Source organism: Antribacter gilvus, assembly GCF_003946865.1.
In the GTDB taxonomy this organism is placed as follows: domain Bacteria; phylum Actinomycetota; class Actinomycetes; order Actinomycetales; family Cellulomonadaceae; genus Antribacter; species Antribacter gilvus.
The window spans coordinates 35,832-49,966 of record NZ_QXTH01000014.1; the positions used below are offsets into that span (position 1 = coordinate 35,832).

At 73.3% G+C, this 14,135-nt stretch carries 3 protein-coding genes and 1 tRNA gene; 1 reads left to right on the top strand and 3 read right to left on the bottom strand.

Annotated features, from left to right (window positions below; translation table 11 throughout):
* Positions 1-285: 285 nt before the first annotated feature.
* Positions 286-372, bottom strand: a tRNA-Ser gene (locus D1350_RS20375).
* Positions 373-558: 186 nt separating this feature from the next.
* On the opposite strand from D1350_RS20375, the gene D1350_RS20380 reads away from it, so the two are divergent.
* Positions 559-1,977, top strand: coding sequence for a glycoside hydrolase family 43 protein (locus tag D1350_RS20380; protein ID WP_125777884.1), 1,419 nt, complete (start codon positions 559-561; stop codon positions 1,975-1,977).
* Positions 1,978-2,060: 83 nt separating this feature from the next.
* On the opposite strand, the gene D1350_RS20385 is transcribed toward D1350_RS20380, so the two are convergent.
* On the bottom strand, positions 2,061-3,809 hold the full coding sequence (locus D1350_RS20385; RefSeq protein ID WP_125777885.1) for a glycosyl hydrolase family 18 protein: 1,749 nt from the start codon (positions 3,807-3,809) through the stop codon (positions 2,061-2,063).
* A gap of 155 nt (positions 3,810-3,964) precedes the next feature.
* Positions 3,965-13,978, bottom strand: a complete 10,014-nt coding sequence (locus D1350_RS23870; protein ID WP_164545252.1) for a hypothetical protein — start codon at positions 13,976-13,978, stop codon at positions 3,965-3,967.
* Positions 13,979-14,135 lie beyond the last annotated feature (157 nt).

Consider the following 14,135-nt stretch of genomic DNA (forward strand, 5'->3'; position numbering starts at 1 on the left):
AACGGGCCATGTCCTCGCAGCCCACGACCTGCGACGCACGGTCGCCTCGCTCGTTTCGCCGAGACCTTGGCGGCAGACGCCAAGGATCTACTCGGCTACACCGACGAGGGCACCGCAGTGGCGCCACTACGTCAACCGGATCAGCCTCGCCCCGACCTGCGGACCGTGCTCGACCTGCTGCTCGGCAGGACGACGACGACACCGGCGTGAACGCGAACCTCGGGGCAAGAGAAGAGCCCCGCCCAGCGTTTCCGCTGGTCAGGGCTCTTGCTCGCCTAGCACAGGCGGTAGCGGTGAGATTCGAACTCACGGTGGACTTTCACCCACACACGCTTTCGAGGCGTGCTCCTTAGGCCACTCGGACACGCTACCTCGCCCGGCTTGACCGGGCCGTAGAAGGATACCTGGTCCTGGCCCCCAACGCCGAATCGTCCCCTTGACCGCCCGGGATCCGGCTGGCTAATGTCAGCACGTCCACGGTTTACAACGTTGTACAGATCGGGACACAGGTCGACGACGACACCGGCGCCACGCGCCGTGGATCGAGAGGAAACACCCATGAGCCGTTCCCGTCCCCCCGCCCGGATCGCGGCAGCCGCGCTGACCGGCGTCCTGCTGGTCGCCGCGGCGGTGCCCGCGGTCAGCGCGACGGCAGCCACCGGCGCCACGGCATCCGGCGCCACGACGGCGCCGAGCGCCACCAACACCCCCGCCCCCGGCGGCATCAGCATCACCGGCGAGACCTCGCCGGTCCACGACCCGGCCCTCATCGTCGACGACGAGGACGGCACCTGGTACGTCTACTCCACAGGCCTCGTCAACCGCGAGAACGGCGGCACGGTCCAGATCTGGGCGTCCGAGGACGAAGGCACCACCTGGGAGTACGAGGGCACGGTCTGGGACCAGATCCCCGCCTGGATCGACGAGCACTTCGCCGACGGTGAGCTCCCCGGCAGCCTGTGGGCGCCGGAGATCTTCGAGAACGACGGCACGTACTACCTCTACTACTCGGCGAGCCGCTTCGGCACCAACAACTCGGTGACGGCCCTCGCCACCAACACGACGCTCGACCCCGAGGACCCCGACTACGAGTGGGTCGACCAGGGCCCGGTCATCACGTCGCCCAACTCGATCGAGAACAACAAGACGTTCAACGCGATCGACGCGGGCATCGTCGAGGACGCCGACGGCACGCCCTACATGGCGATCGGCTCGTTCTGGTACGGCATCTTCATGGTCGAGCTCGAGTGGCCCAGCGGCAAGCTCGCCCCGAACGCCCTTGAGAACGCCAAGCACGTCGTGGACCGCTTCATGTGGGGCAACCCCGTCGAGGCGCCGTACGTCTACGAGCGCGACGGCTGGTACTACATGTTCGTCTCGTTCAACTTCTGCTGCCGCGGCGCTGACAGCACCTACCAGGTGGCCGTCGGCCGCTCGCGCAGCGTCACCGGCCCGTTCCTCGACATGGACGGCCGCGACATGTTCGGCGGCGGCGGCACCGTGATCCTCGAGGCTCACGGCGCGATGGTCGGCCCGGGCGGCCAGTCCGTGCACGACGACGTCCTCGCCTTCCACTACTACGACGCCCTCAACGAGGAGATCCCCTTCTTCCCGACGCTCGGCCTCCACCGCCTCGGCTGGGAGGACGGCTGGCCCGTCGTCGACCAGACGGTCGGCGCTGCCGCGATCTCCGCCGGCCCGCAGGACCTCACCGTCCGCCCGGGCCGGGTCGCCACGTTCTCGGCCACGGCCGAGGGCACGCCGCGTCCGCTCGTGCTCTGGGAGACCTCCGCCGACGGCGGCGCCACCTGGCAGTCCGCCACCGGCAAGGTCGCCGTCGACGGCGCCACGTCGACCCTGAGCCTCGGCCACGTCAACCCGACCGACGACGGCCTCCTGGTCCGCGCGACCGCTACGAACGCCCACGGCCGCGAGACGAGCGAGCCGGCCGGGCTCACGGTCCAGCTCCGCCCGTAGCACCGGTACCACAAGACAGCACCGGTACCGCAAGACGACGCTGCCCGACGCCGAAGCCGGCGTCGGGCAGCGTCACACGTACCTCACACGCAGGGCGCTCCCGCGTCCCACGCGCCCTTCACGTCGTCGCCGGGCCGCGACCCGACCGAGTACCACATGGCCGTGTAGCTGACCCCGGCCCGCGAGACCACGGCGCCCTTCCGGTACACCGTCGACGCGGACCACGCCGGCCCGCACTCCCCAGCCGCGGGCGCGGGCGTCACGGTCCCGGTCGGAGCCCACGGCCCGCCAGCAGCACCCGGCTGCTGGTTCCGCGTCCACCACTTGGCCTTGTACTCCACGCCGTCGAACGCCACGACGTCACCCCGGGTGTAGACCCCGGTCGCGTACCAGGGGTTCGCCCCGCCGTCGGCAACGAGCGGCCCCGGCGTCGCGGCCCGGAACGTGTCGGTCAGCGCGTTCCCGAGCTCGTTCTCGTAGTCACCCGACAGGTCCCAGAAGAACGCACCACCGAAGCCGTTGACGGCCACGAACTCGGCCTTGTCCGTCACGGAGCGAGGCGTGTCGAGGCTCCACCACTCGTTGCCGTCGTAGCGGTAGCCGGCCATGGCGGCCTCGTCGTAGAACTCCTCCCCCACAGAGCGCAGCAGGTTGTAGTTGCGCGTCCCGATGGCGGCGCCCGCGGCCGCACCCGGCGTCGGGTCGGTCACGCCGCTCCAGCCCTGGCCGTACGCGGCGATGCCGAGGTTGATCTGCTCGCCGCGGTAGCCGGCGGCGCGGTACGCACCGAGCAGGTCGTCGGCGGCGAGGCCCCAGTTGGCCCAGGTGCCGGGCGTGTCCGGCCACTCGTACTTGTGCAGGTTGCCCTGGTGGCCCGTCCGGTTCGACACCCAGGTGCCGTGGTAGTCGTAGCCCTGCACGTTGAGGAAGTCGACCACCGCGGACAGGCGGGGGTCCACCCAGCCGCCGTTGGTGCGGGGCGACCAGCCTGCGGGCGCGAAGCCCGTGATCAGGTAGTCCTCGCCGGTCTCGGCCTCGGCCGCGTCGAGCTCGGCGCGCAGCAGCTCCATGAACGCGAGGAAGTTCTCCTTGTCCTCGGCGGGCCGCGGCGAGGGGTGCTCGCCGTCGGCGCCCGGCCACTCCCAGTCGATGTCGATGCCGTCGAAGATCCCGGCGGCAGCGCCCTCGCCGCCCTGCGCGCCGTACACGGGCAGGTTGCCGCGGATGTACAGGTCCACGCAGGACTCGACGAGGCGGGCGCGGTTCTCCGGCGTCGACACGGCGTCGGAGAAGTTGTCCGACCAGGTCCAGCCGCCGAGGGAGATGAGCACCTGCAGGTCGGGCGCGACCTCCTTCAGCTTGCGCAGCTGGTTGAAGTTGCCCGCGAGCGCCTGCCCGGCCGTGTCGGCGACGCCGTCCACGGAGTCCTCGGCCGAGACCAGGTGGAGGTAGTCGGCCTCGGGGTCGCCCTCGATGCCCTCGGGCCCGACGGCGTCGGAGATGTCGCAGACGAGGTCGGTCGTGACGTTGCCGAACGCGTAGTTGAGGTGCGTCAGGTCCTCGACCGCGCCGGTGCGGACCAGGTCGGCCATCTGGTAGCCGTTCGACTGGGGCGCCCAGCCGGGGAAGTACCCCACGGCCTTGAAGCCGTTCACGCCGTCGGCACCCTGGGTGACGGTGCCCGACGGCGGCTCGGGTGCCTTCTGCGGCGAGGCGGCGGCCGCGCTGAGCGCGGCCGGGCCGAGGGTCAGTGCCGCCGCGACGCCGGCGGCGGCCGCGACCCGCAGCCTTCCGGGAGCGGGTCTCGTGGTGCTGGGACGCTGATGGCGCATAGGGGGCTCCTTGCGAACGGCCTGTGCCGGACCTCGATGTCGACCGGACGTCTTTGTCCGAGTTGGGACGACCGTAGCGGGGTCGCACCAATAACGCCAGAGTCCTTCCGAATTTCCTCCGGAAGGACTCTGGCACTACGACAACAGGTGACGAGCTACGGCACCGCGCACGCCGCCGGGTCGTCGAAGTGGCCCGGCGTGGTCGGGAACGCCTTACCGGTCCCGTGCCCGTTGTTGTCCGACGGCTCCACCACAGCCACCTCGACGAACGCCGAGCTGCCCGGGGTGGTGACGTCGTCCGCGTCCCGGCCCGCGCCGGCCGCGTAGGCGACCGCCCGCAGGAAGGACTTCATCGACGGGCTGTGCTGCCGGATGTCGTTCCAGCCTCCGTACGCCGCGTTGCAGTGCGAGTAGAGGTTGAAGGCGCCGTTCCAGTCGATGAGGCGGTCGTCCTGGTCGCTCGGACCGTTGGCCGTCTCGTTGCCCTGCATCACGTCACGGTCCCAGCCGCCGTAGATCCAGTCGGTGCCGTGGTGGTGCTGGTCGTTGCCCGGGTCGGCGTCGTCCGTGTCCGTCATGGCGAACCAGACGCACGGGTCCACGACCGTCCCTGGCACCTCGGCGGGTGCCCCCGAGACCGCGCAGGTGGTTCCCGGCGTGTCGGCCGAGCCCCGCGGGTTCCAGTCGAGGATGTCGGCGCCGAGCACGGAGTCCGTGCCCGTCCCGGCCACCGACGAGCCGCCGAACACCAGGTCGAGGTGCTCGTCCTGCGCCCCGCGGGCCGGCGACCCGTCGGCCAGGCCGCGCCCGCCCCAGACCACGTCGGAGCCGTTGCCGCCGAACAGGAAGTCGCCGCCGCTGTCACCGTTGGCGAGGTCGGCCCCCGCGCCGCCGAAGACCACGTCGTGGTCGTCGCCGCCGCGGATGCGGTCGTTCCCGCCCACCCGGAGGCCCGGGTACGGCATGGGCTGGGCGTCGGTGTCGACCCAGGCCCGGTCCTCGACGTCGGACAGCAGGTCCACCCGCCGGTCCAGCGTCCCGGGCCGCAGGCCCGTGTACGACTCCTGCGGGGTGCCGCTCACCGAGGTGGTGAACGTGCCCTCCGCCGCGGTGTCGATCCACTGGCCGACGACGCCGCCGCGGTCGCCCAGGATGGTGTCCTGGCCGCCCTCGCCCGACAGGGTGTCGTCGCCGAGCTCGCCGGTCAGGTCGTCGTTGCCGGCTCCGCCGGCCATGGTGTCGTTGCCGTCCTGACCCCAGAGCCGGTCGTCGCCGTCGCCGCCGTCGACCGTGTCACCGCCCCACGCGCCCGCGGGCTCGCAGGTCGTGCGGTCGGGCACCTCGGCGCAGAACCGGGTGGTGCCGTCCTGCCCGGCCGGGACCTTCGCCGGGTCGTGCAGCCGGACCGCGAACAGCCGGGCCGGGTACGCCGGGTCGGCCACGTCCACCGGGTAGCGGTCCGGCTCGACGCGGTCGGACCAGAGCCCGCCCGCCTCGACCGGGTCGCGGAGGAGCGTGCCGTCGTCGCCGAGCGCCACGTCGGACTCGCCGTCGCCCGCGATGCGGTCGCCCGCGTCGCGGAACCCGGCCAGCGACGCGCCGCCGATCAGGTCGTCCTGCCCGTGCGGGCCGGTCTCCGGCTCGAGCGCTGCGGCGCCCGGCCAGGTCGCGACCGGCAGCGGCACCTCCACCACGCCCGACGCCGGCTCCCCCGCCTCGGTGAGCGTGAGCACCGGAAGGTCGCCGTAGATCACGTCGCCGGCGCCGTCGCCCTCCGCGTAGTCGTCGTGCGGCCCGCCGGTGATCGCGTCCCGCCCGTCCTGGCCCCACTGGACGTCGACGCCGTCGCCGCCCAGGAGGTAGTCGCCGCCGCCGAGCGGTGCGCCGAGGTCGTACAGGACCACGTCGCGCTGCCGCACGAGCGTGCCGTCCGTCGAGCTGCGCTCCAGCACCGAGGTGCCGGCGCCCTGACCGCGGAGGATCACGCCGTCGTCGCCGAGCGACGCGTCGTCGCCCGTGCCGCCGAAGACGTAGTCGCCCGCGTCCGGCTGACCGGTCGACGCCGTGCTGCCCGTGCCGGGCTCGCTCGACGCCGGGGCCGCGGCCGGGGTGGTCGAGCCGCCGACGAGGTCGTCGTCGCCCGGGCCACCCTCGATCCAGTCGGTGCCCGGCCCGCCCTCGGCCGCGTCGTCGGCGTCGCCGCCCTGGACGCGGTCGGCGCCCGCCTGGCCGAGGAGCACGTCCTCGTCCGCCTCGCCCTGGAGGAGGTCGCCACCGGCGTCGGCCCCCGGTCCCTCGACCGGTCCGGCGTCGCCGCCGAGGTCGAGGAGGCGCAGCACCCGCGGCGCCTGGCTCGCGCGCTCGCGCCCGGCCAGCAGCGGGGTGACCGACGGCGGAGTGCCCGCCGCCACCGTGACCACCGCGTTGTCGCCGAGCGCGATGTCGCCCTCGGTGCCGCCGCGCACGACGTCGCCCTGGTCGGGCTGCCCGTCGGTGCCCGGCCCGCCGGGGACCGTGGTCCCGAGCGGGGTCACGGAGCCGCCGACCAGGTCGTCGCGCCCGGCGTCGCCGGTCACGGTGTCGGAGCCCCGGCCGCCGACGGCGAGGTCGTCGCCGTCACCGCCCGCGACCTCGGGGTCGTCGCCGCCCTGCGCGAGCAGGGCGTCGTCAGCCGGGCCGCCGCGGAGCACGTCCGGGCCGGAGGTCCCGGCCGGAGGCTCCGCCTCGGTGTCCAGCTCGACCACGGTGTGCGCCGCGGTCTCGCGGCCCACCAGGACCGGCGTCCCGGCCGGGTCGACGGCCGTCGGGACCACGGAACCGTTGTCGCCCAGCTGGACGTCGGCGCCCTCGCCACCCTCGACCACGTCGTCCGCGTCGGGGGCGGAGAGGAAGGACCCGCCCACCAGCTCGTCGTCGCCGTTCTGGCCCAGCACCACGTCGGGCGTGCCGAGCGGGTTGGGCCCGCCCTCGAGGTGGTCGGCACCGTCGGCCCCCACGAGGAGGTCCGAACCGATGCCGCCGAACCCGAGGTCGGCGCCCGCGGCGCCGTAGAGCTGGTCGTCGCCGCCCGCCGTGGCAGGTCCGGCCAGGTCGAACGGCCGGTACCCGAGCGGGGCCCCGGCGTCGGCCGCGCCGTTGTCGCCGATCAGGGTGTCGGTGCCGGCGTCGCCGTAGAGGGCGTCGCCCGTGTCGGGCCGGCCCTCCGCACGCGTGCCGCCGACGAGCAGGTCCGCCTCGGCCCCGCCGAACAGCGAGTCCGCGCCGTCGTTGCCCTCGGCCACGTCGACGTGGTCGCCCGCGTAGACGACGTCCGCCCCCGCGTTGCCGTAGACCTCGTCGGTGCCCGCGTCGCCGTAGAGCGTGTCGACGTCGCTGCCGCCCCAGAGGTCGTCCGCGCCGTCGCCGCCGCCCACCACGTCGTTCCCGCCCTGGCCGCAGCCGCGGTCGTCCGCCTCCGCGAGGGTGGCGCGGTCGTTGCCGCCACCCGCCCGGACCACGTCCACGCCCCGGCCACCGGTGATGGTGTCCTGGCCGTCGTCCGCACCCGTGTCCGGGGCGATCGGGACGGCGTCGGCGCCGGGGGTGTCGCCGTCGCTGGCGACCGGGTCGCCCGCGACGCACAGCTCCGCGGGCCGGTAGGCGTCGCCCCAGGCGTCCGCTCCCCCGTCGCCGCCGAGCAGGTGGTCGTTGCCCGCGCCGCCGACCAGCAGGTCGTGCGCCGCGGACTCGCCCGCCGGCAGGGTGTGCCGGGCGAGGCTGCGCACCGGACCGTAGCCGTCGCCGGGGTTGCTCGGCGCGCCCACGTCCGTGGGCTCGGCGAGCACGTAGTCGTCGTCAGGTCCGCCGAACACCTCGTCGCCGCCGAAGCCGCCCGCGAGGACGTCCTCGCCGGAGCCGCCGAACAGGTACGACGACGTCTCCTGGGAACCGAGCGACGACGACTGCACCAGGTCGACCTTGTCGGAGCCGATCACCACGTCCGACCCGGAACCGGTGTCGACGGTGTTGAAGCCGTCGACGCCCACGTCGTCGGGCGTGCCCGAGGCGTCCGCGAGCGCCGCGCGCTGCGGCTCCGTGAGGCCGCCGCCGGGCGTGTAGGTCGCTCCGCCGAGCTCGAGGAGCCCGCCGCCCGGGGCCGTGCCCGGGTAGAGCACGTCGTGGCCGGGGCCGCCGGTGAGAAGGTCGGGCCCGTCGCCGCCGACCAGGATGTTCGGCCGCGGCGTGCGCTGGTTGCCCTGCTCGCCGACGACGCCGAGGCGGTCCCTGCCGCCGTTGCCGAACGCGGTGTTGGTGCCGGTGCCGACGGCGACGGCGTCCTCGTCGTCACCGGTCGTGGTCCCCGCGGACGGGGAGCCGAGCGCGGTGGCGACGTTCTGCCCACCCACGGGGGTGGTGCTCTCGACCGGCAGGGTCGAGTCGCCGGCCGCGACGGAGTCGCCCTGGCCGGTGGTGACGCGGTCCTTGCCGGGGCCGCCGGCCACGCGGGCCGGGTTGCCGGGAGCGTTGGAGGTCGTCACGACGTCGTCGCCCTCGCGGGCGTCGACGTAGGCGGGGCCTTCGTCCGTCTTGATCTCGTCGGGCCCGGAGGAGCCGACGACGACCACGGGGGTCCGGAAGCCGGCCCGCAGGTCGGGGTCGTCGCGGTCGGAGTCACCGAAGAAGGTGAGGTGGAAGGGCGTGCCCGTGTCGCCGCCGTCGACCACCACGGTGGAGACGGGGCCCTCGAACTCCCGGACGATGCCGAGGCCCTCGACGGCGTAGCCGGTGACGGGGCGGTCGCCCTCGGTGCCGGCGTGGTGGTCGTGCCGCTCGTAGACCTTGAACACCTCGGGCTTGTCGCCCGACGGCGCCCAGGACCCGCCGCGCAGCCCGCCCGCCTTGCCGAGGTAGACGACGAGGACGTCGCCCGTGACCTCGCCGAGCTTCGGCGGCTCGGGCTCGCAGTCCGGCTCCGCGCTGAAGTCGAGGATGGTGACCTTGGCGATCGTCACGTCGAACGACACGGAGAAGATGCTGATGCCGATGGTGACGCCCAGCTCGAGGAACAGGTAGAGCTTGCCCTCGGTCCGGAAGAGGCAGATCGGGCTGATCTTGGCCTGGTCGCCGAACTCGCTGAAGCGGAACTTGCCGTCGTCGTTCGGGTCGTTCCAGTAGAAGGCGACGGTGAGCCCGAAGCCGCCTCTGACGTCGACCCGGATGATGACGATGTTGAGCGACAGGCCTGCCGCTATCTCCCCGTAGAACTCGAGGACCGGGATGGACCTGCCCTCGAGGTCGGTGGTGGCGAGGTAGAGGCCCTCGAAGATGTGCAGCGCGGAGCTCGCGCCGCCGCCCGCGCGTGCGGCCTCGATGGCCTGCCGGAACCCGAAGGTGTCGAACCCGAGGATGAGGCGGGCCTTGACCCCGGCCGCGCCGGAGAGGGTGATGAAGATCGGCGGCGGCGCGTACACCGGGCCGAACGACTGCTCGAACGAGAAGCCGAGCTCGAGCGTGCCGGTGTCGAACCGGACGATCTCCACGTCTCCGTTGAGCAGCAGGTTGGCCAGCTGCTCCGGCTGCTCGAGGAGCGTGAACGTGAAGCCGAACCGGCCCTTCGGCGTGGTCTCGCTGACGCTGTCGGGGCCGAGCAGGCCTTGGACGGTCGCGGCCGTGGACCCACCAGGGACCGCCGCCGCGGTGAAGCCGCTCTTGAGGGTCTCGACCTGGTCGGGGGTGGCCGCCGTGGTCTTCGCCACCGCGCCGTCCACCTCCAGGTCGCCGATGGGCAGGGGTATCCCGTCCCCGGAGGCCACGGCCTGGATCGCCTGGTCCACCTTCGCCACGGTCTGGACCACGCCCACCACCGTGTCGATCATCTGCGTGTCGGTGCCGCCCGTGAGCGTGTTGTACGCCTTGGCGATGCTCAGCAGCGTCACCGGGTCACCGCCCGCCATGGTCGACAGGTCGGTGAGCACGGGGATCGGCGCCGACAGCGTCTCGATGATGGGACGCAGCGGGTCGAGGACCCGGTTCACCTCGTCGACCGCAGGCTTGATCTGCTCCTCGAGGAAGCTACCGAGGTCCAGGCTGATGTTGCGGAACGCGATGGACGGGGACGTGGAGACGTCGGGGTTGGGGTCGCCGAACGTCGGCGACGCCCCGGCCCCGGCGTCCGCGGACCAGGTCAGCTCGAAGTCCGTGGCGATGCCCGGCAGGGTCTGCCCGTTCACCAGCGGCGCCGCGACGAGGTTCCAGTCGATGTCCACCTCGAACTCGGCGCCGACGTGGACGACGTCGCCGGGAGCGGAGACGAGCTTGTCGAGCCGGACACCCTCGACGGGTGCGCCGGCGACGTCGATCTGCTCGCCCACGAGGTCCACCGAGAAGGAGCCGGAGAGCTCCTCCTTGGCCGGGTCGTTCTTCTCGACGCCGACCTGGAGGATGGCCAGCTCGGCCGTGAGGTCGTCGCCGCCGGCCACGGGGTCGAGCGAGACCGCTGCCCCGACGAAGGCCTCCGGGCGGCCGGGGTCGTCCTCGGTGGCGCCCTCGTTGCCCGTCAGGACCACGACGCCCGCCGTCTTGTCGAGGGCGATCTCGATACCGAACCCGTAGTCCAGCGAGGCCCGCAGGCCGCCGCCCGGGGAGTCGGCGCACGCGGCCGGGTCCTGCGCGCCCTGCACCGTGGAGGCCCGGAGCGCGAGGCCCGGGATCCCCAGGTCGAGCGGCACGACCTGGCACAGCTCGGGCTCGCCGCCCGGACCGTTCGGGTCGAAGTCCCAGTCCACGACGATCGCCTCGATGGCGAGCGGGTTCGTCGCGCCACAGCCGGTGACCTGCACCGGGGCGCCCGGGTCTGCGGGCGCTGCCACGGGGGTGGCCGTGCCGTCGTCGGAGAAGGTGGTGGTACCGGCGGCGACGTCGGCCACCTGCTCCCACGCCCCACCGTCGACCGACCGGAGCACGAGGTAGCCGCTCGCGCGGCCGTCCGCGACCCAGGTGACCTCGTTGCGGTTGTCGGCGCTGAGCGTGGCCTCGTTGTCCACGGCGTTGCTCTCGGCGGAGTACTGCGTCGGCGTCGTGCCCGCGCGGGCCACGACCACGTACCGGTAGTTCACCAGCGGGTCGCCCGACGGCGCGTCGACCACCGCCTGCGCGGTCACCCCCGTCGTCGCCTGGAGCACGCCGCACTGCTCGCTCAGGGTGGCGCCGAGCGCCCCCTCGATCGCCGCCTTCGCGTCGGCGTAGGCCTGGCCGGACAGGTCACCGAGACCCTGGAGCGCTGCCTTCGCCTCGGCGACGACGTTCGCCGCCTCGACGAGCTGGTCGCCGAGCAACGGCACCTTGCCGCCGAGGCTCGCGGCCTGCAGCCCCTGCTCGACCATCGTCAGGTAGGTGAGGATGCCGGAGGGCAGGTTGTTCATGTCGAACGGTGTCGAGTAGAGCAGCTGGGCGAGCGCGTCCGTGTCGGGGAGCGTCACGTCCAGCCCGGACCAGTCGCCGGTGAGCGTCCCCGGGGAGGGGAGGCTCAGCACGAGCGAGTTGCTGGTGTTCGACAGCGGCTGACCCAGCACGTACACCGGCAGGTCGGCGCAGAGCACCGCGCCTCCCGTGCACGCGTCGGTGCCCGCGACGGCGAGGTCGCCGCCGAGCAGGTCGCCCAGGGCGACGGCGCCGGTCTGCGAGAACGCTGCCGTGAGCCCGACGGCGCCGGTGACCGGGTCCGTCCCGGTGCCGAGCTGCGCGGTCAGGCCGGCGAGCGAGACGGCGAGCGAGCCCTCCAGGGTCGCCTGCGCCGAGGCCGTGATGTCCGGGTCGACGAGCCGGATCGCGTCGGCGCCGGTGGTCCAGGCTGCCGAGCCGAGCGGCACCGCGACGCCGGTCTCCACGTCGACAGCGGCGTGCACGTTCACCTGCCCGTTCGAGGAGGCGCCCACGAGCGGGATGCCGTCCAGGTCGAACGCGAGGGTCTTGCTCCGGTCGTAGGCACGCTCGAAGTCGACGTCGAGGACGACCGACGGCTCGCCCTCGATCTCGGTGAGCCGGACCGGGAGGTCCGTCTCGAGCGCCGCCTCCAGCGCGTCCACCGTCTCCTGGAGCGTGGTGGGCGGGTTGGTCACCAGCGCGTCCACCGCCTGGGTGAGCTTCGTGGACGTGGCCAGACCGCCGCCGTCGCCCGCGAGGATCTCGGCCACGCTCGTCCCCGTGAGCGGGAGGCTCGCGTGAGCCGCATCGCCCATGATCGACGGCGACCGGAGGCCGGCGTCGAGCAGCGCCAGCACGTCGGCGAGCCGGCCCAGCAGGGCCCGCGGCTCGTTCACGTCGACGTCGAGCGCGAGAAGGTCGGCCAGCCCGCCGAGCTGCGGAGAACAGCCCGCCGGGACGACCTCGATGGCGCAGGGCGGCACCGACCAGGTCGCCTCGCTCGGGAGGAAGCCCGGCATGCCGGTGACGGCGATGGTGCCGTTCGCCACGGAGGCCGCGATGTTCAGGTCGACGTCGAGCAGCGCGTCGGCGTCGGCCCGGAGCTCCTCGAACACGTCGCTGACGGACCGGTACGTGGCGCTCCCGGCCGTCAGGGACAGCATCGGCTGGGCGTCGTCCTGCCGCCCCACCTCGATCTGGCCGCCCACGTCCACGCCGACGAAGCCCACCGAGCCGGCGGCGGCGACCGCCGTCGAGACCGGGAAGTCCGCCGTCGCCGTGACGCCCCGCACCAGGGTGCGGTCCACGCCGATCGGGGTGATGTCGTAGTGCGTGACCGTCCCGTCAGGCCCTTCCACCGCGAGCGGCGGGTCGTGCTCCACCGGGGCGGAGAGGTCCAGGGCGAGCTCGATCTGTGCGGAGTAGTCGGGGCTGACCGTGGCCGTCGCCTGGGCGCCCACCACGTCGCCGACGGACCGGCCGGTGCCGTCCGTCAGCACGTCGCCCAGCTCGACCAGACCCGGCTTCGCGTCGTTCTCGAGGCCCGTGTCGGGGGCCGGCGCGGGCGCATCGGCCAGGTCCTCCCCCGTGGCAGACCGGGCCAGCGACACGGTGTACGGGAGGCGCTTGGTCCCGGCGTCGTACGCGCCGACCTGGACGTCGATGCCCTCGGCGGCCTCGAGCAGGGTGAACAGCTCCTGCACGCTCGTCCACTCCGGCTGACCGTCGTTGGGGTCGACCACGCCGGCCTCGACAGGGTCGAGGTTGTCCTCGAGGAACGCCACGATCCGCTCGTTGAGCGCGAGGGCGTCGGCGAGGGTGCCGCGCATGAACGGCAGGTCGAGGTTCCCGCTGCCCGGGAGCTGCGCCCGCTGGAAGGCCGCGAGCGCCGACTTCACCAGCACCAGGCCCTCCGCCGTGTCGCGCACGGACATGGTGAGGAAGTCCTGGACGGCGCCGAACCCCGTGGGGGTCACGGTCAGCGTCGCCGGGTCCGTGAGGTCGGTCCAGGAGAACGCGACCTGGGCGGAGACGGGCTCCGCGAGCACGCTGCCCGACGACGTCACGGCCAGGGTGCCACCCGCGGCCGCCGAGGCGAGCCCGACGGAGGCGAGGCCGGTCGCCGACCCGGCGGCCGACAGCTCGCCGTCGGTGGGCAGGCCGCCGGGGTCGTCGAACGCGAGGCGCCCGTCGCCGTCGGGGTCGCCGAGGCTGCCCGCGTACTGGGCGGTCAGGGTCACGGGCGCGGCCTCGGTGAGGTCCACCCCCAGGAGGCCGACGGACGCCGCGAGCGGCCCGGGGAGCCCGTCGAGCGCCACGCTCGCGGTGATCGCGGGCGCGTCGGGCCCGGAGGCGACGACATGGCGGTACGGGCTGCCGTCGACGTCGGCGGTAGCGACCGTGAACGCGACGCTCACCGTCACGTCGGTCGTGATCGACCCCGGCTGGGACGACAGCGGGAAACCGGGCGCGAGCGTCAGGTACGTCGGCACGGCCTCGGTCACGGCGAGCGTGAACCGGTTGCCGTCCCGCGTCAGGTCGCCGCCCAGGGTGGGGTCGGCTCCGGCCAGCAGGGCGCCAGGGGCGACGCCCACCACGGGCAGGGGCTGCGTCAGCACCTCCGACGCCCCGATCCCGACGGCCCAGGCCGCCACCTGCTCGGCGAAGACGTCGTCCTCGTCGGCCACCGCGGGGGTGGCGACGAAGGCTGTCGCGACGAGTGACGCTGCCGTGGCCGCTCCGACGAGCGATCCGATCCTTCGAGACATGACGACTCCTGTGTCGTGCTGGGGATGACCTCGTACTGGGAGTGAGGCAGGAGTGGCCTGTTCGAGACGCCGTTGTTGTGATGAAGGTCACTCACTTCTTTGGAGTGTTTGCCTGACCACGACAGACAGCCAACCGCTAGGGCGGAATTCACCCAGC